This window comes from Novosphingobium mangrovi (genome assembly GCF_022818885.1).
In the GTDB taxonomy this organism is placed as follows: domain Bacteria; phylum Pseudomonadota; class Alphaproteobacteria; order Sphingomonadales; family Sphingomonadaceae; genus Novosphingobium; species Novosphingobium mangrovi.
The window spans coordinates 50,808-71,392 of record NZ_JALHAT010000022.1 but is presented as its reverse complement, the minus strand read 5'-3'; the positions used below and the strand labels follow the sequence as shown (position 1 = coordinate 71,392).

The following is a 20,585-nucleotide window of genomic DNA, read 5'->3' as shown; positions in this document are numbered from 1 at the left end:
GGCTCGCCACGACGGGCGGACCGGCACGCACCTTGACGGGGCCACGCGCGGCTTTCTAGGTGTGGGACATTCCCTGTTCTTCCGCGCCTTGGGCGTCGTGGCTGCGGCCCCGATGCGCAGACCGCGCCGGATGCCCTTTCGGATCGCTCTTGCCCGTGTTGACCTTGTTCCGTTCCCGACGTCTGCCGCGCGCGCTTTGCGCGGCCTCCGCGCTTGCGCTGTCCTGGGGCGCCTCTGCGCAGGCGGCCAGCAGTGGTGGCCCGGGCTTCGAGCTGCGCGGTCCCGAGATGGTGATGGAGGTGACGCGCGGGGACACGACGCTGCCCGCCGCGCAGGTGCCGAGCCTTCTGGCCGGGGACGAGGTGACCCTGCACCTGCCGAAAAGCGAGGATCCCGACGACAGGCTGCGTGATTTCCTGTTCGTTGCCGCGTTCCTGCGCGGCGCGGTCAACCCGCCGCCCGATGACTGGATCGCCACCGGGCAGGGCTGGAAGGACAAGGAGAAGGACAACACCCTGCACCTCACCGTGCCGGAGGGCGCGCAGCAGATGGTGGTGCTCATGGTTCCGCGCACGCAAGGCGCGCAAGGCGTGCTGGAGGATGCGGTACAGGGAAAGCCCGGCGAATTCGTGCGCGCGGGCGGTGAGCTTTACGAGGCCTCGCTCGACCATGCGCGGCTGGAAGCCTTCATGGCCTCGATCCGGGCGCAGGGGGACCGCAACCCCGAAGCTCTGCGCAAGGTCGCTCCGGTGCTCGCCTCCAGCCTCGGCATGCGCCTCCAGGCCGATTGTCTCGACAAGGTGCTGGAGGAGCAGGCCGCGTGCCTGATCGAGGGGCGCGGCGCGCTGGTCCTGAGCGATGTCCACACCAGTTCGCTGGCCGATACGCTGGCGGGCGCACCGACCGATCTGGCCCTGCAGTTGAGCGCGACGCCGCAGGCGGGTTCGGGCTCGTACAGCGCCTATATCGGTGTCGCGCGGGACATCGCGCGCCTGTTCGGGGCCTTCAACAACCCGCAGTTCGATTATCTCCCCGCGCTGACCGAGCGGCGGGCGGACCGTCTGGCGCTGCGGCTCAACACCGCGCCCTCCTTCACCAAGCCCAAGTCGGTGCTGGTCGTGGGCATGCCCTCTGTCGAGGCGGATGTCCTGCCGCGCCTGCGCAGCACGCACGCGGCGCCGATCTGTGCGGCGCAAGGCCACGTCCTGCTGCCGGTGGAAGGCGCGCCGCTGGTCTATGCGAGCGACTTTGCGCACGCGATGGCGCTGCGCATCACGGCCTCCGACGGGCGCACGGTGGATGTGCCGGTCACCGCGCGTGCCGACCGGGGCGGCTATGTCTTCGATGCCCGCGCGATCCCGGCGACCTTCTCCGGTTCCTTGCGCGCGCACCTTCATGGCAACTGGGGGTTCGCGCCGTTCGAGGGGCCCGACTTCACGCTGCAGCGCCCCGGGGGCGGGGCCTGGCACTCGGTGGGCGACAACGGCACGCTTGTCGTCGGTCGTGACAGCACGGCCGTTCTTGCAGGCACTGCTCCGGCCTGCGTCAGCGCGATTACCTTGACCGGGAGTGACACGCGCCGGGCCTTGGAGTGGGAGGTGAAGGACACCGAACGCCTTGCCGTGAGCGTCCCGCTGGAAGGCGCACGGCCGGGGCCGGTACAGCTGGCGTTGCATCTTCAGGGAGAGGCCGATCCGGTCACCCTGACGCTGGAGACTCGGGCCGAGGCAAGCCGGATCGACACACTTCAGCTGCACGAAGGCGACGGGGAGGCGCGCTTGACCGGGCAGCGGCTCGACCAGGTGCGTTCCCTCGTGCTGGCAGGTCAGACGCTCGAACCCGGCGCCTTGCAGCGCCGTGATGGGCGCGATGTGCTGACCCTCGCCCTGGATGCGGCCGGGATGCCCGAGGCTGGTAAAACGCTGGAGGCCCGTGTTTTGCTGACTGATGGGCGCCAGCAGGCCCTGCCGGTGACGATCGCGCCGCCGCGCCCCGATGCGAAGGTTCTATCCCGCTCGGTGCGCATGCCCGAACCGGCCCGGGGCACGCGGCCCCTGGAACTGACCTCCGATACGCTGCTCCCGGCGGGTGGGGAGCTTGTCTTCTCTCTCCAGGCCGCGCAGGGACAGCGCCTGGGCCGCGATACCGTGGTCGAGGTCGCACTTGAGGGCGCGGCGGAGCCAGTGCGTCTGGGCATCGGGTCGGGATTGATGCCCTCGAGCCCGGGCGTGCTGATCGCAAGGCTCGATACCGGCGCGCTGGCGCCCGGCAGCTTCGGGCCGCTGCGCTATCGGCTCGTCGCAAACGGTGTGGCGGGACGCTGGCAGGACCTGGCGCGGCTGGTGCGTCTCCCCGCAATCGACGAGGTGGCCTGCGGCAAGGGCAAGGCGGCGCCCTGCACGCTTCAGGGGCGCAACCTGTTCCTTGTCGCCGCCGTGGCGCAAGGCGCGGACTTTGCCGATGCACGCGCTGTGCCCCCGGGCTTTACGGGGGAGCGCCTGGAGGTGCCCGCACCCGGCGCGGACGGGCTTTACCTGCGCCTGCGCGATGATGGCGAGGCGGTGGCCCGGTTGCGGCCGGAGGGCGCCTGAACGGGCCTCAACTGCGCCCGGTGGCGCTCGACTTGTCCTGCTGTGGACGGCGCCCGCTCAGCCGCTGGTAGAAGCGGGAGAAGTACGAGGGATCGGAAAAGCCCAGGTCATTGGCGACCTGGACCACGCTGGCGTTGGTGAAGCACAGCAATCGCTGCGCCTCCAATAGCAGGCGCGCGTGCAGCATTTCGGTCGGGGTACAGCCCGCCGCGCGCTGGCAGATACGGGTGAGCGTCTTGCCGCTGACGCGCATCTGCGCCGCATACCATTCGACCGCGCGGTGTTCGGTCAGGTGCAGCTCGATCAACTGGCGAAAGGCGGAAAGGCGCGCTTCGTCGGACTGCGCGGGCGGGGCTTCGCTTTGTGGGGCTTCCAGGCTGCGCACAAGCGCTTCGGCGAGCGTCAGGAACAGCGCGGAAGGGAGCCGCCAGTCGGCCTGGATCGCCAGCATCTCGCGGCACAGCCAGTCGACCCGTTCCACAGCGCCGGGAGCAACCTCGCCGCTCGCCCCATGGGTGAGCATGTGGAGCAGCGGGTCCTGTGCGTCCGAACCGCGCGCCACGAAGGCCGCGGAAAGCGAAAGCACGTAGCCGCGCGTGTCGGGCTGGAACTGGAAACCGTGGACGCTGCCGATCGGGACGGCCATGAAGCAGGGCCCTCGCAGCGTCTCTACCCGGCCGTCGCAGCGGAAGGTGACCTGTCCCTTGGATACCAAGAGGATCTGCACACTATGCAGGTGCCGGTGCGCGCCGATCTCCCAGTCAAGCAGTGAGCTACGCGTGGCAATTGTCTCGATATGGGCGAATTGGGCGGGTATTTCGCCCAGGTCTTCACCATAGAGGAGGAAGGTGGGAATCGTGCCGGGTGCCATGTCCTGTGTCCGAATAGTACCTGAAGTGTGACGCCCCCGGCCCTTCCTGTCGAGGGGGCTCGCGCGCATTGCAGGGTCAAGAGAAAGAACAATCAGGGCGCGCCCGCTGCGCGCCCCATGTGCAGCGCCGACACGGCGCGCATCGGGAAAGGAGCACGGCACATGCGTACACAAGTGGCCATCATCGGTGCGGGACCTTCAGGTCTCCTCCTCGGGCATCTCCTGCGCCAGGCGGGGATCGACTGCGTTGTCCTCGAACGCCAGACCGGGCCCTATGTCCTCTCGCGCATCCGTGCGGGCGTGCTGGAGCAGGTGACCGTTCAGCTCATGGAGCGGCTCGGTCTCGATGCGCGCATGAAGGCCGAAGGCCTGCCGCACGACGGCTTCAACCTTGCCGATGGTGAACGCCTGATCCGCATCGACATCAAGGCGCTTACCGGCAAGGAAGTCATGGTCTATGGCCAGACCGAACTGACCCGTGACCTGATGGAAGCCACGGGTGAGCGCGGGCTGGAAGTGGTCTACGAAGCGTCCGATGTCGCGCTCTTCGATATCGAGAGCGATGCCCCTTACGTCACCTACACCAAGGACGGAGTGGAGCGCCGCGTCGATGCCCGCTTCATCGTGGGCTGCGACGGCTTCCATGGCCCTTCGCGCAAGGCCATCCCGGAATCGGTCGGCCGCAGCTTCGAGCGCGTCTATCCCTTCGGCTGGCTGGGCATCCTTGCCGACGTACCGCCGTGCAACCACGAGCTTATCTACGCCAACCACGAACGCGGCTTCGCGCTGGCCTCGATGCGCAGCGAGACGCGCAGCCGTTACTACGTGGACGTGCCGCTGACAGAGAAGATCGAGGACTGGTCGGACGATCGCGTCTGGGACGAACTGGCCGTGCGCCTCGGCCCCGAGGCCGCTGCCAACATCACCCGCGGACCCTCTATCGAAAAGTCGATCGCCCCTTTGCGCTCCTTCGTGTTCGAGCCGATGCGCCATGGCAGCCTGATGCTCTGCGGCGATTCCGCGCACATCGTGCCGCCGACTGGCGCCAAGGGCTTGAACCTGGCCGCCAGCGACGTGCACTACGCCGCCGAGGCGCTGCTCGCCTTCTTCAAGAGCAACGATGCCGACGCCATCGCGGGCTATTCGGAAAAAGCGCTGGCACGCGTGTGGAAGTCCGAACGCTTCAGCTGGACGCTGACCAAGCTAATGCACCGCTTCCCCGAAGACGGCCCGTTCGAGCGCCGTATGCAGCAGGCCGAACTGGACTACATCGCCAGCAGTGAGGCGGCGCAGCGTTCCATTGCGGAGAACTATGTCGGCTTGCCTGTCTGAAGGGTAGAAGAAGAGGGTTTCCGAGGGCCATCGCCCTCGGGCTCCCCATACCAGTCGACCTCACCGTTCTCAGCTACGGAGGCTGGGAAAGGTGAGGTCGACTGGTATGGGGGCAAGGGGTGATGACCCCTTGGATCCTTTTTCACGGAGTTGATTCCGAATACCGCTCCCAGTCCCCAAGCAGTTCGTCGACCAGCACCGAACCCACTGTGTAGAGATTCTCGACCGCCGCCTCGAGCCCGGCGTAGCCCTCGTTTTCGCGCAGGAGGTAGCTCGCGGCATGGGTGCCGGGTGGGGGCATCGTGAAGTTGGAGCCCGCGCGCAGCACCAGCACCCGGTCGCGGTCCGCGCGGCCTGCCGCATCGAGGTAGGTCATGGCCTGGAGGATGCCGGTGTCCTCCATCGCCGAGGTCACGAATTCGCCCTTGCCGCCGGTCCATTGCTGCACCCAGTGGTTGGCCCAGTCCGTCATGCGCGCGCCATGCCAGAAGGTCATTGCCGAAAGCTGCTCGCCTTCGAGCACGCGCGGGGGCTGGAGCGCCTTGGGGAAGCCGGTGAAGCTGGCGCGTTCCGCCGCGATCTCGGGTGTATCGGGCAGGGCGATGTCCTTGGTGAGGGCGAAGGCCCACTGCTCGAGCGAAGGGTCGATCTGGAACACCTCGCCGCCTGAGGGATCAAGCGGTGTCTGCGTGTCGTGGGGCCCTTGCGTGCCGCGCGCGAAGTAGCCGAAGTCCCAGTCCGCCGGGATCTCGCGCGCGTCGATCTCGTGCGCGAGGTCTCCGTCGACGACATAGCGGGCGAGCGCGACCGAGCCGATCGAGGCGTCTTCGGGGTCGATACCGGCAATCCCCGCCACCAGCCAGTAGGCTTGGGTGAGGTCGAAGCGGTCATCGAGGCCGAGCGCCATCGTGGCAGCCGTCGAGCGGGCGGTGCCGATCCCGGTCACCACACCCAGAACCTGTGTCTCGGGGTTGTAGTAAAGGTCGTGAAATCCTTGCGGGAAGGGGATGCGGGTGGTGAGGCCCCGGCGCTCCTTCCAGAGCTGGAATTCACCTGCTGTGTCGCCCTCGTCCTCGCCGATCTCGAAGAGCGAGACGACAACGACCTTGACCGGCAGCGGGCTGTCGCACGGGGCGGCGGGCTTGCAGGTGGCGAGCGTGCGGGCGGCACGGGCGGCGGCGTCCTGGGCCTGGGTTGCCGGGGCAAGCGTGCAGCTTGCCAAAAGGGCTGCGCCAAGGAAACGCAGGCGGGAAGGGCGCCGCGAGCGGAGCGGGGAAAGGCGCATGCTAGGTCTCGTCTGTGTGAGAAGGTGCGGCGCAGGGACGGTGCCGTAGGGAGAGCATTGTCCCTGCGCCTGGGGGAGCGTCAGAAGTTGTAGGACAGCGTCGCCTGGATGCTGCGCGGACGTTCGGGCAGTGCGATGGTCGAGCCGAACAGTTCGGTGAAGTTCGCGCGGAAGTACTTCTCGTTGGTCACGTTCTTGACCACGACGCGCAGGTCCCAGGGGCCCGTGCTGTACGATGCGCTCGCATCGAAGAGCGTGTAGGCGGGCAGGCGCACCGCTTGCGACTGGCCCGAATAGACGGAATCCACCGCGACCATGCTGCCCGCAAAGGCCAGGCCGTTGTCGAAGGCGTATGTGGCGGTCAGTGCATAGAGGTTGGTGGGAATGCCGGCGCGGCGCGAATCGCTCTTCGAATTGATGGGGATCAGGCCGCCGGGCTGGCCGCCCAGGTGCAGGGTCTGGTCCTCGACATTGATGAGGTCTTCCATGCCCAGGAAGCTGAAGGTGCTGCCCGCTTCGTAGAAAGTGAGGTTATAGACCTTGGTGCGCGTATAGGCGCCGGTGATGAGCAGGTGCTCGTCCACCGCCCAGCGCAGTTCGGCCTCCAGACCCTTGGTCTCGACCGCCTGGTTCACCGTGCTCGACTGCGCGTTGTAGTCGGTACGCTCCTGCTTGTAGACCGAGATCGCGGCGTAGAGCGTGTCGTCGAGCCACGATCCCTTGATACCGCCTTCGTAGAGCTTGGAGGCGGTGATGAAGGTATCACCCGCGATGTTCGAGACCGCGATTTCCGCGCCTTGCCCCGCGATCACGACCGACTGGCGCGCGATCGTGGCGTAGGGGACGAGGCCGAACGGAAGCTTGTAGTTGGCGCTGGCCGACCACGACCAGGCGCCCTTGCTGCCCGAGGCGCTGTCGGGGACGCCCGCGTCGCGGTCAGCGGCGACCTGGGCGGCTTCCATGCGGCCGATGTCCGAGGTCGACTTGGCCTTCACATGGTCGTAGCGCGCGCCCAGCGTGACATCGAGGCCGAAGGCAAAGTCGAGGTCGGTCAGCGCGGCAAAGGCGACGTCGGTGTAGTGGCCATCGACGTAGGAGGTGTAGTTGCAGTCGCACTCGGTCGAGAGCAGGCGGTCGCTGGCCGGGTCGTAGCCCTGCGTCAGGTCGACACGGTGGAAGTACTCGTAGTTGAAGTCCTCCCCGTGCTCGAAGCTGGTGTAGCGGATCGAGGGGGAGAGCTGGAAGGCGAAGGTGCCCGCGCTCGACTCGAAGGTCTTGGAGACAACGATCTTGTCCTCGAAGACCCAGGAATCGTGCAGCTGCGAGAAGCCGTAGGCGTTCTCGTTGATGTTCTCGTAGCTGTCGTAAAAGGCCTGGTTCTTGATCTCGATGTCGCCGGGACCCGTCCAGATGAGGTCGGCGTAGAGCGTGGTCGCGTTGTTGTCGAGCCGGTCGTCCTTGCCGGTCAGCGTCTTGCGGCGGCTGAGCGTGGTGGTGCCGGTGTTCTGCAGGTTGAGCAGGTTGTTGGGGCTGGAGGTGTAGCACGCATCGGTGATCGAATCCGGGAACACGCCGCCCCCGCAGGCAAAGCCGCCGAAGATCGAGAGCCCGCCGGGCACCGCCGCGTTGATCTCTTCCACCGACATCTGCCCGTCGCCATCGGTGTCGAGCGAGATGGCGTTGCCGGTGATGTAGGTGCCGTCATCGACGAGGTCCTGCGTCAGGCGGTTCCAGCCGCCATTCTGCTGGCCGCGAAAGCGGTGGTACATGCCGCCGAATTCCAGCCTCAGGTCGGGCGTCAGGTCGGTGTCGAAGGCGGCCTGCAGGATCGTCTGGTTGGTGGACATGTTGTCCCAGTAGCTGCCCGAATCCTCGACCTCGGCGTAGAGGCTGTACCCGAATTCCTGCGTGCCGATGTGCCCCGGGCCCCGGATCTGGGCGGTGAGGTCGGTCTTGTTCCAGCTGCCCAGGGTGAGGCCCACCTTGCCTTCCGGGCTGGCCATGAAGGCGCCGCCCTGCGCGCGCGCCGAACGCGGCACGAAGTTGATGTAGCCGCCAGTCTTGGAGGGACCGTAGATCGGCGAGGCGGGGCCGCGCACGATGTCGACCCGGTCCGCGGCTGCAATCGGGGTGGGGTAGTTGCCCGGGTTGTCGAGACGGCGCACGCCGCGAAAGTACACTTCGCCGGGCGTACCGCGAATGTCGAGCGCACCGCCCACACCGAAGAACGAGTTGGTGAAGGTGCCCGGCGACTGCGCGACGAGGTCATAGATCTCGGTGATGCCGAAGCGTTCCATCTGCTCGGCGCTGACGGTGGAGGCGGAACGCGGGGTTTCGACGATGGTCTTGTCGAAGCCGAAGACCGAGCCGACGTCGGCGACAGGCAATGCGTCCAGCGAGCCGGTGACGACGATCTCGGAGGCCGGATCGCGCTCTGCCGGCTCCTGCGCGAACGCAGGCGTGCTCAGCGCGGTGCAGCCCAGAAGACCTGCAACAAGCGCATGACTGCGCGCTGCAGATCTGCGCGACCTGCCTGTAAAACAACGTGAAATCCGCATTTTAACCCCCTCATGAATGCCCCGGCGCGCCGTCCCTGTCTGGCGCGTCCGAAATGTTCTGCTCTCCCTTTCAGTTGTCCTCACCCCGTTTAGATCGTCTTTACGTCCTCTATTTCCGCGTATTTTCGCACGGTCTCGGACTGTTGTTCCCTGTTCTTGGTGCGTAGGGCTAGTGGCGCATCGATGTGCAGGCAAATGCAATGAATTTTACAAGGTGTTGCGAAAATTAGAGCGCCTGCGGTGCCATTGATGCGGGTGCGCTCTTTTTTGCAACAATCTGTCCAGATCATTGCGTTTGCTGGATAGGGTTGTGGCAGGCAGGAGAGGGGCATGCGCCGCGCCTTGCCTTTCTCCCGGATCGGACCCGATCCGCGCTCCCTCTTGCGCCGACCTCGGGCAGGAGGGGCCAATTGGCCCGTTGCCCGCAGGGCTGCGACGGGGCATGATCGCGAGGTTGCACAGGGGCTTGGCGCAAGCCTACCCGTGCTGGGGCGCGCCGAACGTGTCCTCCAGCCAGGAGATAAGGCCGCATGACCACGCCCTCCCCGACCCGGCCCTGTGGCGCTGCCGTCCCGCGTTCGCGCGCGGCCATTGATGCCGCCGCAGCTGCCGTGGGGCTGCCGATACCCGAGGCATGTCGTTCCGGCGTGGAAGCGAATCTGGAACTGCTCGAAAGCCATGTGCGCCGCATGCGTGCAGAGGACGGGGAATGACCCTCTGGCACCGCACGACGGCCTGCGACATCGCCCGGGCGGTACGGGCGCGCGAGGTCACGGCCCGCGCGGTCCTGGAAGGCTGCCTTGCTGATATCGAGGCACGGGCTGCGCCGCTGGTCGCGGTGACCCAGCTTCTGGCCGAACGCGCGCGCGGCGAGGCGGACGCCGTCGATGCCCGGATCGCGGGGGGCGAGGACCCGGGGCCGCTGGCGGGTGTGCCCTACGGGGTGAAGGACCTCTTCGATGTCGCCGGACTGCCGACCACGGCAGGCTCGCGCGTCTATGCCGATGCGCCGCCTGCGCCGCGCGATGCCAAGGCCGTGGCGCGCCTGAAGGCGGCGGGCGCGGTGCTTGTCGCTACGCTCAACATGGATGAGTTCGCCTATGGCTTTGCGACCATCAACGCGGCCTATGGCACCACGCGCAACCCGCACGATCTGGCGCGTCTTGCGGGCGGGTCTTCGGGTGGTTCGGCGGCTGTGGTGGCGGCCGGGCTCATGCCGCTGGCGTTGGGCTCGGACACCAATGGCTCGGTGCGTGTGCCCGCCAGCCTCACCGGGCTCTACGGCCTGAAGCCCACCCACACCGCGCTGCCGCTGGACGGTGTCTTTCCGTTTGCCGAAAGTTTCGATGATGTGGGGCCTTTCACGAGGTCGGTAGAGGATATGGAGCGGGTCTGGGCAGTGCTGCGCGCAGAGCCGGGCGTGCCGCACACGGCTGCGGACCTGCACGTTGCGCGGCTGGGGGGGCGCTTCCGGGTGAACGCTACTGCCGACCAGCTCGCGGCGATGGACGCCATCGCGGGCAAGGGACCCTTGCTGGAAATCCCCGAGATTGGCCGGGCGCGCTCGGCGGCGTTTCTGATCACCGCGTATGAGGGCGGAACGCTCCACCGGGCTGCGCTGGCCAAGCAGGCCCTCGACTACGATCCGCAAGTGCGCGACCGCCTGATCGCAGGCGCCCTCCTGCCCAAGGGCATCGTGGACGAGGCGCGTGCGTTCCGGGCGGACTATATTGCCAGAGTCACGGCGATGCTGGCCGACCATGATGTGGTCCTGGCTCCGGCCACGCCCTGCACCGCTCCGTGCATCGAGGACCCGCGTATCGAGATCGATGGCGAGATGCGGCCCGCACGCGCGGACCTTGGCATTCACACCCAGGCGATCACGTTCCTGGGTTTCCCCTCGCTGGCCGTGCCCCTGAAGCGACCAGGCGTCTTGCCGCTTGGCCTGCAGCTGATCGGCAAGCCGGGTGAGGAGAACAGGTTGTTCGCGCTGGCACGCCAGCTGGAAATGCGCGGGTTCACGGGGGTGAGCGCGCCGGCCCATGGGGCCGAGACACGCGAAGAGGGGACTACGCAATGAGGGACACAGAGACGCTGGCCGGGCAGGACAGCGCCTGGGACGCACGGCTGGAACGCCGCTTCGAGCTGCGGGCGCGCGGCACCACGCCGCGCACCGAGGTGCTGGCCGGGTTCACCACATTCCTGACGATGGCCTACATCGTCCTCGTCAATCCCGCGATCCTGGGAACGGCGGGAATGCCGGTCGCGGCTGTCGCGGCGGCGACGTGTTTCGCCGCGGCCTTTGCCTCGATCCTGATGGGCTTTACCTCGAACACGCCGCTTGCGCTGGCGCCGGGCATGGGGCTCAACGCCTATTTCAGCTTCACCGTGGTGCAGCAGATGGGGGTGCCCTGGCAGGTGGCGCTGGGCTGCGTGTTCATTTCGGGCGTGGCCTTCCTGCTCCTGACGCTGACCGGCATCCGCCAGCTGATCGTCCACTCGATCCCGCAGTATCTCTTTGCCGCGGTCGCGGGCGGTATCGGCCTGTTCATCGGTTTTATTGGCCTTCGTGATTCCGGCATTGTCGTTGCCAACCCGGCGACCTTCGTGGCGCTGGGCGACCTGCGCCAGCCGGCCCCCGCGCTCGCGCTCTTCGGGCTGGTCCTGATCGGCGGGCTCAGCGCCTGGAACGTGCGCGGCGCCATGCTGATCGGGATTGTCGCGACGACGGTGCTGGGCTGGGTCTTCGGCCTCGTCAGCTTCAATCCCGAACCCTACTCGCTCGAGGCGATGACCGGCACGCTGTTCCAGCTGGACCTGGGCGGCGTGTTTGGCTCCGAAGGCCAGCACGGCCTGGGCCTTCTCGAAGTGCTCTTCGTCTTCCTCTTCGTCGACCTGTTCGACAACATCGGCACGCTTGTCGCGGTCACCAAGCGTGCAGGGCTGATCGGTTCGGACGGAAAGATCCCGCGCCTCAACCGTATTCTCGTTACCGACGCGGTGGCGACCATGGTCGGCTCGATGGCGGGTACGAGCACGGTGACAAGCTACGTCGAGAGCGCGTCGGGCGTGCAGGTGGGTGGGCGCACGGGCCTCACTGCCATTGTCACCGGCCTGCTGTTCCTCGCCATGATGTTCGTGGCGCCTTACGCGCAGCTCATTCCGCTCGCCGCCACGGCGCCTGCGCTGATCATTGTGGGGGGCATGATGTGCCTGCCGCTGACCGAGGTGGAGTGGGAGGATCCGCTCTGCGCGATCCCGGCTTTCCTCACTGTCGCGATGATCCCCTTCACCTTCTCGATTGCGAATGGCCTTGCCTTCGGGATCACGGCCCATGCGGTGCTCAAGATCGTGCGGGGAACCTTCGGCAAGGGCGACCTTTTCCTGCTGGTCCTTGCCTCGCTCTTCGTTGCCCGCTTCATCTGGATGGGAGCTGCCTGATGCGCCGTGCCATGTCTCTTCTTGCCACCGCGCTTGCGCTTGTCTCTGCCCCCGCACTGGCCGAGCCCTTCGACACGACGCCGCGCACGGTGGTGATGACCGCCTTCGCGCCCGAGTGGGATGCGCTCGCTCCGGCGATTGTAGAGCCGCGCGAATACAGCGCCAATGGCCTCACTTTCCTGGCCGGAACGCTGGAAGGAAAGCCCGTGGTGCTGATGCAGAGCGGGGTGAGCATGGTCAACGCGGCGATGAACACCCAGCTTGTGCTCGACCGTTTCAAGGTGAAGCGCATTGTCTTTTCGGGGATCGCGGGCGGGGTCGACCCGGAGCTTTCAATCGGCGATGTGGTGGTGGCGAGGGACTGGGCGCAGTACCTCGAAGTCTCTTTCGCGCGCCGCGCCGGGGAGGGCTGGGTGACGCCTGAGCCGGTCGATGCGCAGGCGCCCGCCAATTGGGAAATGATGTTCCCGCGCGGCGTGCGCGTGGGCAATGCCAGCGAGGCCCCGGTGCGCCACTACACGCTGGGTGCGGACCCTGCGCTGCTGCAGCTTGCCGAAGACGTGACTGCACGCATCAGCCTGCAGCGCTGCACCGGGCCTTCGGGCACGGCGAGCGGACCGCACTGCCTCGTTGAGGAGCCCAAGGTGGTGGTCGGCGGCACTGGGGTGAGCGCGGGCGTCTTTGCCGACAACAAGGAGTTTCGCGAGTATCTTCAGGCCGCCTGGGGGGCGCGCGTCGTCGACATGGAAAGCGCCGCCGTGGTGCAGGTCGCCTATGCCAACGAGGTGCCCGCCATCGTCTTTCGCAGCCTGTCGGACCTTGCCGGCGGGGATGACGGCGAGAACCAGATGAATACCTTCATGGCGCTTGCGTCTGTCAATTCCGCGCATGTCGTGCGCGCGTTCCTCGCCGCGCTTCCCGATTGAACAGAAGGCCCTCACCCATGCAGACCGTCACCGCGCAAAACGGCATTGCTACCGCCCCGCACCACCTCGCCGCGCAGGCGGGCCGCGAGGTGCTCGCCGAGGGCGGAACGGCGGTGGAGGCCTGCGTCGCCATCGCCGCCACGCTGAGCGCGGTCTATCCGCACATGACCGGGATCGGCGGCGACGGCTTCTGGCTGATCCGCGAGCCCGATGGACGCCTCCACGCGATCCACGGCGTGGGCGGGGCGGCGGCCAGTGCGGACCTCTCCCTCTACACGGGGCTTGATGCGGTCCCCCAGCGCGGTCCTCTGGCTGCGAACACGGTGGCGGGCACGGTCTCGGCCTGGGAGGCGGCGCTGGCCGACCCGGCCTGCACCCTCCCGCTCGATCGTCTGCTACGCGATGCCATCGTCCATGCCGAGACCGGCGTTGCGGTAACCGCTGGCGGGGCCGGGATTGCGCAGACCAAGGGCGAGGAACTGCGCAGCCAGCCCGGCGCCTATGCCGACATTTTCGAGCCCGAAGGCCGCCCGTTGGCCGAAGGTGACGTGCTGCGCCAGCCTGCGCTCGCCGAAACGCTGCGCACGCTCGCGCGCGAGGGACTGGCGAGTTTCTACACAGGTTCGCTGGCCGCGGGCCTGGCCGAGGACCTTACGGCGCTGGGCAGTCCGGTCTCGGCGACTGACCTCGCCGCGCATGCGGTGAGCCGCCCCGCGCCCCTATCGGTGCCGATCACGGGCGCGCGCCTCTTCAACACCCCGCCGCCCACGCAAGGGTTCGCCTCGCTTCTGATCCTCGCGCTGTTCGACCGCCTGCAGGCCGACGCGCCGGATGGTTTCGATCACGTCCACGCCCTTGTCGAGGCGACCAAGCAGGCCTTCCTGCTGCGTGATGCACACGTGGGCGATCTTGCCTTCACCGATTTTGATTTCCAGGGCCTGCTTGCCGATCCTGAGGCGCTCGACGCCTTGGCCGGGCGCATCGATCCTGCGAAGGCTCTGCTCTGGCCGCAGCCCCCGCAGTGGGGCGATACCTGCTGGTTTGCTGCCGCCGATGGGGAGGGCCGGGTGGTCTCGTGCATCCAGTCTACCTACTTCGAGTTCGGCTCGGGCCTGGTGCTGCCGCAGACCGGGATCACCTGGCAGAACCGGGGCTCGTCCTTCCGTCTTGCCGAAGAGGGATGGAATGCCCTCAAGCCCGGGCGCAAGCCCTTCCACACGCTCAATCCCGCCATGGCGCTCTTCGACGATGGCCGGATCATGGCCTACGGTACGATGGGCGGAGAGGGGCAGCCCCAGACGCAGGCCGCGCTCTTTACCCGCTACGCGCGCTACGGCGTGGACCTGCAGGAGGCGATTTCGGCGCCGCGCTGGCTGCTCGGGCGAACCTGGGGCGATGTCACGACCTCGCTCAAGCTGGAGGACGGCTTCGATCCTGCGCTCTACGCCGGGCTCGAAGCGGCGGGGCACGATGTCGAGCGGGTCGGCCCGCCCAGCGCGATGATGGGGCATGCCGGCGCGCTGGTGCGCCTGCCCGATGGCGGCTTTGAAGGCGCGAGCGATCCGCGCAGCGACGGGGCAGCCGTGGGATGGTGAGCGTGCTCTCCACGCCGGGCGGCGCGCGCGCCGTCGCGCGCTGCGACGCGCTGCGCGAGGCTCCCTATTCCGACATGGAGGGGGGGCTCTACCGGGGCTACCTGACGCCGGCCTATGCCGCCGCGCAGGAGGCGCTGACCGGCTGGATGGAAGAGGCCGGGATGCAGGTGCGCCGCGATGCCGCCGCAAACCTCATCGGCCGTTACGAGGCGAGCCGCCCCGATGCGCCCGCGCTGATGATCGCCAGCCACCTTGATTCGGTGCGCGATGGCGGTGCCTACGACGGACCGCTCGGCATCATGCTGGGGATCGAGTGCGTGGCCGCGCTCCACGCCAAGGGGCGCCGCTTTCCCTTCGCAATCGAGGTCTATGCCTTTGGCGATGAAGAAGGTTCGCGCTTTCCCGCCGCGATGCTGACCAGCCGTGCGGTGGCCGGAACGCTGGAGCGCGGCGCGCTCGACATCGCCGATGGGGACGGGGTGACGCTGGCCGAGGCCGGAGTGGACGTGGATGCGTACCTCACCGCCCGGCGCGCACGGGGCGACATCTTCGCCTATCTGGAAGCCCACATCGAACAGGGCCCGGTGCTTGAAGCCAGTGGCCTTGCGGTGGGGACGGTCACCGGCATTGCCGCGCAGCTCCGCTATGCGATTACCCTCAAGGGGCTTGCCGGACACGCGGGGACGAGCGCGATGCCGCTGCGCCGCGATCCGCTTCCCGGTGCCGCGCAGATGGTGCTTGCCGCCGAGGAACTGGCCGCCGCCGACATGTCCGATGCCGTCGCCACCGTTGGGCGGATCGAGGCACTGCCCGGCGCGCCCAACGTTATTCCGGGCGAAGTGCGCTTCACCCTCGATGTACGCGCGGGCGATGTACGCCGCCGCAACCGTGTGGCCGAGGCAATCCTGACGCGCTGCCAGGCCATTGCCGCGGCGCGCGCGCTCGAACTGGACGTCGCGTGCATCCACGACCTTCCGCCCAGCCCCTGCGACGAGGGACTGATGAAGCTGCTCGACGCCGCGCACGAGAGCGCAGGCCAGCAGGTCTTCCGCCTCGTTTCAGGCGCAGGCCACGATGCCATGAACATGGCCGGGCTGTGCCCCACCGCCATGCTGTTCCTGCGCTGCAGGGGCGGTATCAGCCACAACCCGGCCGAACATGTGGAGCCTGCGGACGCGGAAGTCGCGCTCGCCGTCATGCTCGGTTTCCTTGACCGCCTCGGAGAGCGCCACCATGCCCGTTGAACTCGATCCCCTTCTCTTCGGGGAGATCGACCCGCCCCAGCGTCTGCTCATGGGGCCTGGTCCTGTCAACGCGCACCCGCGCGTGCTGCGCGCGATGTCGGCCGACCTGCTGGGCCAGTTCGACCCCGAGATGACCGGCTACATGGAGCAGGTCATGGCACTCTACCGCCCGATCTTCGGGACGCAGAACCGCTGGACCATGCTGGTCGACGGCACCGCGCGCGCGGGAATCGAGGCCGCGCTCGTCAGCCTTGTTGCGCCGGGTGAGACCGTGCTGATCGTCAATTTCGGCCGCTTTGGTCTGCTTCTCACTGAGATCCTCACCCGCATCGGCGCACGCATCGAGACGGTTGAGGCACCCTGGGGCGAGGTCGTCCCGCTCGCCGCTATCGAGGAGGCGATTGCGCGCACTTCTCCAAGACTAGTGGCGACGATCCATGGCGATACCTCGACGACGATGGCGCAGCCGCTTGAGGGTTTCGGCGCGCTGTGCCGCGCGGCGGGCGCTCTCTCCTACGTCGATGCGACCGCGACCATCGGCGGCATGGAGCTCGCCGCCGACCGCTGGGATGTCGATGTCGTGACCGGCGGCCTGCAGAAGTGCCTGGGAGGGCCCTCCGGTTCGGCCCCGATCACCATCTCGGACGCGGCGGCCGAGCATATCTTCGCGCGCCGCCACACCGAGGCGGGCATCCGCATGAAGGGGCTGGAGGACGGGCAGGGGCCGCGTATCGCCTCCAACTACTTCGACCTCGCCATGATCATGGACTACTGGTCGGAAAAGCGCCTCAACCACCATACCGAGGCGACCTCGATGCTCTACGCGGCGCGCGAATGCGCCCGCGTGGCGCTGGGCGAGGGACTGGCCGCGCGCTACGATCGCCACACCCGTTCGGGCCGCGCGATGGCGGCGGGGCTGCGCGCCATGGGCCTCACCGTATTTGGCGATGACGCGCACCGCATGACCAACGTCACGGGCGTCCATATCCCGGACAGCGTCGATGGCGAGGCGGTGCGCGCGATGTTGCGCGTCTCCTTCGAGATCGAGATCGGCACGGCCTTCGGCCCCTTGCAGGGCCGGATCTGGCGGCTGGGCGCGATGGGCTACAACGCAATGAAGCACAAGGTGCTGATCACGCTCGGCGCGCTTGAGGCGAGCCTGCGCGCCCATGGCTTCGTGCTGCCGCTGGGCCAGGCGGTGCCCGCCGCGATCGAGGCCTGGGACAGTGCCGGAGTGGGAGAAACCGCATGAACATGACGCCCCGCGATCTTGTCGGCTACGGCGCCAGCCCGCCCGAGGCGCGCTGGCCGGGCGGCAAGCGCGTCGCCCTCCAGTTCGTCATTAACTACGAGGAAGGTGCGGAGAACAGCGTCCTCAACGGCGACCAAGGCTCGGAGGCCTTCCTGTCCGAGATGGTCGGCGCGGCCAGCCACCCGGACCGCGCGATGGCGATGGAAAGTCTCTACGAATACGGCAGCCGCGCCGGGTTCTGGCGGCTTCACCGCCTGTTCGCATCGCGCGAAGTGCCGGTCACCGTGTTCGGCGTGGCGAAAGCGCTCGAAGCCAACCCGGAGGCCGTTGCCGCGATGCGGGCGGCCGACTGGGAGATTGCCAGCCACGGCCTGCGCTGGATCGACTATCAGACCGTCCCCGAAGAGGTCGAACGCGCGCACATCGCCGAGGCCATCGCGCTCCACGAAAAGGTCACAGGCACCCGGCCACTCGGCTGGTATCAGGGGCGGACATCGCCCAACACCGCGCGCCTCGTGGCCGAGGAAGGCGGTTTCGTGTACGATGCCGACAGCTACGCCGATGACGTGCCCTACTGGGACGACAAGCATGGCCGCGCGCAACTGGTCGTGCCCTACACGCTCGACGTCAACGACATGAAGATCGTCGCCTACAACGGCTTTACCGAAGGCGAGCAGTTCTTCCGCCATCTGCGCGACACCTATGACCAGCTGGTCGAGGAAGGCGGGCGGATGATGTCGGTGGGCCTGCATGCGCGCATCGCCGGAAAGCCGGGCCGCGCGCGCTGGGTCGGCCGGTTCCTCGACCATGTTGCGCAGAGCGGCGAGGCCTGGATTGCGCGCCGCATCGACATTGCCCGCCACTGGCAGGCGACGCACCCCTATGCCGGAGACAAGGCATGAAGATCAACGATCCGGTTCTGCTCGCTGAGGTCACCGCCGCGTTCCACGAATACGAACGCGCGCTGATGGAGGACGACATTGAGGCGATGGACGCGCTCTTCCACGAGGCGGATACCACCAACCGCTACGGCGTGGGCGAAGTGCTCTACGGCATCGAGGAAATCCGCGCGTTTCGAAAGGGGCGTGGCGGCTCGCCCCAGCGCACGCTCGGCAAGGTCTCGATCGCGACCTACGGCGAGGCCTTCGCGACCGCCGATGCCGAGTTCTTTCGCGAGGGATCGGAGCGGCGCGGGCGCCAGACGCAAAGCTGGGTGAAGTTCGATGACGGTGCTTTCGGCGGGTGGAAGGTCGTCTCCGCGCACGTAAGCCTCGAAGGAAACACCCACTGATGGCCGCGCTCTTTGAACACAGCCCTTGGGTCGAGGCGCGCGCCGATGCCGCTCCGACACAAGGAGACCGGCACGCCGATCTCATGGCCGTGGTCCACGCCGCGAGCTGCGAGGAGCAGCTTGCGCTCATCCGCGCCCATCCTGAACTTGCCGGCAAGGCCGCCATCGACCGCACCTTGACGCAGGCGAGCGCGTCGGAACAGGCGAGCGCCGGGCTCGACCGCCTCTCGCCTGCCGAATACGAGGAGTTCCATGCGCTCAACGCGGCCTACCGCGAACGCTTCGACTTCCCCTTCATCATCTGCGTGCGCCTGACCGACAAGGCCGGAATCCTTGCCGCCATGCGCGCACGCCTCGCCAACGACCGCGAGACCGAGATCGCCACTGCCCTTGCGCAGATCGGTGAGATCGTCCGCCTGCGCCTGGAAGACCTCGCATGACCGAACAGATGGGCCTGCACGCGCTGGAACAGCGCCTTGAACGCGAGCTGGAGCTGATCGCCTTCAACCGCCCGCAATGGGTGCGTCCGCGCACGTTTGCGGGCGAAGACGTGCTCGACGTTGCCGTGATCGGCGGCGGGCAGTGCGGCCTGGCCACGGCCTTTGGTCTGAGGCGCGAAGGCGTGACCAACGTCATGATCTTCGATGAGAGCCCGGCAGGCTTCGAGGGGCCGTGGGAGACTTATGCGCGCATGGTCACGCTGCGCACCCCCAAGACGCTCACCCCGCTCGACTTCGGTGTGCCATCGCTGACCTACCAGGCCTGGTGGGAGGCGCAGCATGGCGCTGCGGGCTGGGCTGAGCTCGACAAGATCGCGCGGGGCGACTGGATGGAGTATCTGCGCTGGTATCGCCATGTCCTCGACCTTCCTGTCGTCAACGAGGCGAAGCTGGTGCGCATTGAGCCGCTGCCCGATGAGGCGCTCCACCGCCTGCACTTTGCCGACGGTACCAGCGAACTGGCGCGCAAGGTCGTTCTTGCCACCGGCATCCAGGGCGGGGGGGAATGGCACACGCCGGCGATGGTGCGTGACAACCTGCCCAAGGCGCTCTGGGCGCACACCAGCGAGCCCATCGACTTCGATGCGCTTCACGGCAAGCGCATCGGCATCCTGGGCGGTGGTGCCTCGGCCTTCGACAATGCGCACTTCGCGCTTTCGCAAGGCGTGGAAGCGGCCGAAGTCTTCATCCGCCGCAGCCAGCTGCCGCGTGTGAACCCGATCCGGTTCATGGAGAAGGTGGGCTTTGCCGCGCGCTACCCGGCGCTCGATGACGCGACGAAGTATGCGGCGATGGATTGCTTCCTGGGCCATAACCAGCCCCCGACGAATGATACGTTCGCGCGCGCCGCGTCCTGGCCGGGCTTTCATCTCCACACCGGGGCGCCCTGGCTGGACGTTGCCGAGCACAATGGGTTGGTGCGGGTGACCACGCCGCACGGCCATCACGAATTCGACTTCGTGGTGATTTCGACCGGGCTCATCAGTGATCCCGCGCTGCGCCCGGAACTTGCCGAGGTCGCCGATCTCATCGCGCGTTGGGGCGAGGTCGTGACGCCCAGGGGCGCGCGCAACGCGCTGATCGATGCCCATCCCTACCTCGGCGACGGTTTCGAGTTCTGCGCGCGCCAGGGCGTTGATGGCGCTCCGCTCCATGGCCTCTTCGCCTTCAACTATTCCGCGCTGATTAGCCTCGGCCTCTCGGCCTCGGCGCTCTCGGGTCTGCACCTTGCGCTGCCGCGTTTGTTGCGCAGCATTGCCGACCAGCTGTTCCTCGACGACAAGGACGTGCTGGTCGAGGAATTCCTCGCTTACGATGATCCTGAGTTTTTCGGCGAATGGCCCCTTCCCGAAGCCGGAGACGCGGCATGAACACGCTTTCGACCCATGTCCTCGACACCGCGCACGGCACACCCGCCAGCGGGGTCGCAATAGAATTGATCGCGGAAGGCGGCTCGGTCCTGTTCGCAGGCACGACCAACGCAGACGGGCGTTGCCCGGGCCTGCCGCAAGTGCCCTCGGGCGGATACCACCTGCGCTTCGCCGTTGCCGACTATTTCCGGGGCAAGGGCGTACATCTGCCCGAACCGCCGTTTCTTGATGTCGTCCAGATCGACTTCGGCATTGCCGAGACAGGCGCGCATTACCACGTGCCGCTGCTCGTCTCGCCTTACGGCTACTCGACCTACCGGGGCAGCTGA

At 67.4% G+C, this 20,585-nt stretch carries 17 protein-coding genes; 14 read left to right on the top strand and 3 right to left on the bottom strand.

Annotation, left to right across the window (positions count from 1 at the left end; translation table 11 throughout):
- Positions 1–155: 155 nt before the first annotated feature.
- Positions 156–2,591 carry a hypothetical protein gene (locus MTR65_RS12775; protein ID WP_243800786.1) on the top strand — a complete coding sequence of 812 codons (2,436 nt, stop codon included), beginning with the start codon at positions 156–158 and terminating at the stop codon, positions 2,589–2,591.
- Between the two features lie 7 nt (positions 2,592–2,598).
- Here the strand turns inward: MTR65_RS12775 and MTR65_RS12770 are convergent, their stop codons facing one another.
- The gene (locus MTR65_RS12770) at positions 2,599–3,462 is read right to left on the bottom strand and encodes a helix-turn-helix domain-containing protein (protein WP_243800784.1); all 864 of its coding nucleotides are present in this window, start codon (positions 3,460–3,462) and stop codon (positions 2,599–2,601) included.
- 162 nt (positions 3,463–3,624) lie between these two features.
- Here MTR65_RS12770 and pobA point away from each other — a divergent pair, with 162 nt between their 5' ends.
- Positions 3,625–4,794: a 4-hydroxybenzoate 3-monooxygenase gene (gene pobA, locus MTR65_RS12765; protein ID WP_243800783.1), complete on the top strand. Its 1,170-nt coding sequence runs from the start codon at positions 3,625–3,627 to the stop codon at positions 4,792–4,794.
- Between the two features lie 142 nt (positions 4,795–4,936).
- Here the strand turns inward: pobA and MTR65_RS12760 are convergent, their stop codons facing one another.
- Entirely contained in the window at positions 4,937–6,016 is a 1,080-nt protein-coding gene (locus MTR65_RS12760) for a purine nucleoside permease (RefSeq protein WP_243800782.1), read from the bottom strand.
- A gap of 143 nt (positions 6,017–6,159) precedes the next feature.
- Positions 6,160–8,637, bottom strand: coding sequence for a TonB-dependent siderophore receptor (locus tag MTR65_RS12755; protein WP_243800776.1), 2,478 nt, complete (start codon positions 8,635–8,637; stop codon positions 6,160–6,162).
- Positions 8,638–9,167: 530 nt separating this feature from the next.
- Here MTR65_RS12755 and MTR65_RS12750 point away from each other — a divergent pair.
- The 12 genes from MTR65_RS12750 to uraH are packed head-to-tail and all read left to right on the top strand — an operon-like array spanning position 9,168 to position 20,585.
- Positions 9,168–9,350, top strand: a complete 183-nt coding sequence (locus MTR65_RS12750; RefSeq protein ID WP_243800775.1) for an AtzG-like protein — start codon at positions 9,168–9,170, stop codon at positions 9,348–9,350.
- The gene (locus MTR65_RS12745; RefSeq protein ID WP_243800774.1) at positions 9,347–10,717 is read left to right on the top strand and encodes an AtzE family amidohydrolase; all 1,371 of its coding nucleotides are present in this window, start codon (positions 9,347–9,349) and stop codon (positions 10,715–10,717) included. The genes MTR65_RS12750 and MTR65_RS12745 overlap by 4 nt, the downstream gene beginning before the upstream one ends.
- Positions 10,714–12,078, top strand: a complete 1,365-nt coding sequence (locus MTR65_RS12740) for an NCS2 family permease (protein WP_243800773.1) — start codon at positions 10,714–10,716, stop codon at positions 12,076–12,078. The genes MTR65_RS12745 and MTR65_RS12740 overlap by 4 nt, the downstream gene beginning before the upstream one ends.
- On the top strand, positions 12,078–13,004 hold the full coding sequence (locus tag MTR65_RS12735; protein WP_243800772.1) for a 5'-methylthioadenosine/S-adenosylhomocysteine nucleosidase: 927 nt from the start codon (positions 12,078–12,080) through the stop codon (positions 13,002–13,004). Before MTR65_RS12740 ends, MTR65_RS12735 begins: the two co-directional genes overlap by 1 nt.
- A gap of 17 nt (positions 13,005–13,021) precedes the next feature.
- Positions 13,022–14,599: a gamma-glutamyltransferase family protein gene (locus tag MTR65_RS12730; protein ID WP_243800769.1), complete on the top strand. Its 1,578-nt coding sequence runs from the start codon at positions 13,022–13,024 to the stop codon at positions 14,597–14,599.
- The gene (locus MTR65_RS12725; protein WP_243800766.1) at positions 14,593–15,843 is read left to right on the top strand and encodes an allantoate amidohydrolase; all 1,251 of its coding nucleotides are present in this window, start codon (positions 14,593–14,595) and stop codon (positions 15,841–15,843) included. Before MTR65_RS12730 ends, MTR65_RS12725 begins: the two co-directional genes overlap by 7 nt.
- Entirely contained in the window at positions 15,833–17,095 is a 1,263-nt protein-coding gene (locus tag MTR65_RS12720) for a pyridoxal-phosphate-dependent aminotransferase family protein (RefSeq protein ID WP_243800765.1), read from the top strand. The genes MTR65_RS12725 and MTR65_RS12720 overlap by 11 nt, the downstream gene beginning before the upstream one ends.
- On the top strand, positions 17,092–17,997 hold the full coding sequence (gene puuE / locus MTR65_RS12715; RefSeq protein ID WP_419145047.1) for an allantoinase PuuE: 906 nt from the start codon (positions 17,092–17,094) through the stop codon (positions 17,995–17,997). Before MTR65_RS12720 ends, puuE begins: the two co-directional genes overlap by 4 nt.
- The gene (gene hpxZ, locus MTR65_RS12710) at positions 17,994–18,386 is read left to right on the top strand and encodes an oxalurate catabolism protein HpxZ (RefSeq protein ID WP_243800763.1); all 393 of its coding nucleotides are present in this window, start codon (positions 17,994–17,996) and stop codon (positions 18,384–18,386) included. The genes puuE and hpxZ overlap by 4 nt, the downstream gene beginning before the upstream one ends.
- Positions 18,386–18,826 (top strand): 2-oxo-4-hydroxy-4-carboxy-5-ureidoimidazoline decarboxylase, encoded by a 441-nt coding sequence (gene uraD, locus MTR65_RS12705; protein WP_243800761.1) that lies wholly within the window; start codon positions 18,386–18,388, stop codon positions 18,824–18,826. The genes hpxZ and uraD overlap by 1 nt, the downstream gene beginning before the upstream one ends.
- The gene (locus MTR65_RS12700) at positions 18,823–20,256 is read left to right on the top strand and encodes an NAD(P)/FAD-dependent oxidoreductase (RefSeq protein ID WP_327194334.1); all 1,434 of its coding nucleotides are present in this window, start codon (positions 18,823–18,825) and stop codon (positions 20,254–20,256) included. Before uraD ends, MTR65_RS12700 begins: the two co-directional genes overlap by 4 nt.
- Positions 20,253–20,585, top strand: coding sequence for a hydroxyisourate hydrolase (gene uraH / locus MTR65_RS12695; protein ID WP_243800759.1), 333 nt, complete (start codon positions 20,253–20,255; stop codon positions 20,583–20,585). The genes MTR65_RS12700 and uraH overlap by 4 nt, the downstream gene beginning before the upstream one ends.

Coding starts and splice junctions, on each gene's coding strand:
- MTR65_RS12770 (WP_243800784.1), bottom strand. CDS start 3,462: ATGGCACCCGGCACGATTCCCACCTTCCTCCTCTATGGTGAAGACCTG.
- pobA (WP_243800783.1), top strand. CDS start 3,625: ATGCGTACACAAGTGGCCATCATCGGTGCGGGACCTTCAGGTCTCCTC.
- MTR65_RS12755 (WP_243800776.1), bottom strand. CDS start 8,637: ATGCGGATTTCACGTTGTTTTACAGGCAGGTCGCGCAGATCTGCAGCG.
- MTR65_RS12750 (WP_243800775.1), top strand. CDS start 9,168: ATGACCACGCCCTCCCCGACCCGGCCCTGTGGCGCTGCCGTCCCGCGT.
- MTR65_RS12745 (WP_243800774.1), top strand. CDS start 9,347: ATGACCCTCTGGCACCGCACGACGGCCTGCGACATCGCCCGGGCGGTA.
- MTR65_RS12740 (WP_243800773.1), top strand. CDS start 10,714: ATGAGGGACACAGAGACGCTGGCCGGGCAGGACAGCGCCTGGGACGCA.
- MTR65_RS12735 (WP_243800772.1), top strand. CDS start 12,078: ATGCGCCGTGCCATGTCTCTTCTTGCCACCGCGCTTGCGCTTGTCTCT.
- MTR65_RS12730 (WP_243800769.1), top strand. CDS start 13,022: ATGCAGACCGTCACCGCGCAAAACGGCATTGCTACCGCCCCGCACCAC.
- MTR65_RS12725 (WP_243800766.1), top strand. CDS start 14,593: ATGGTGAGCGTGCTCTCCACGCCGGGCGGCGCGCGCGCCGTCGCGCGC.
- MTR65_RS12720 (WP_243800765.1), top strand. CDS start 15,833: ATGCCCGTTGAACTCGATCCCCTTCTCTTCGGGGAGATCGACCCGCCC.
- puuE (WP_419145047.1), top strand. CDS start 17,092: ATGAACATGACGCCCCGCGATCTTGTCGGCTACGGCGCCAGCCCGCCC.
- hpxZ (WP_243800763.1), top strand. CDS start 17,994: ATGAAGATCAACGATCCGGTTCTGCTCGCTGAGGTCACCGCCGCGTTC.
- uraD (WP_243800761.1), top strand. CDS start 18,386: ATGGCCGCGCTCTTTGAACACAGCCCTTGGGTCGAGGCGCGCGCCGAT.
- MTR65_RS12700 (WP_327194334.1), top strand. CDS start 18,823: ATGACCGAACAGATGGGCCTGCACGCGCTGGAACAGCGCCTTGAACGC.
- uraH (WP_243800759.1), top strand. CDS start 20,253: ATGAACACGCTTTCGACCCATGTCCTCGACACCGCGCACGGCACACCC.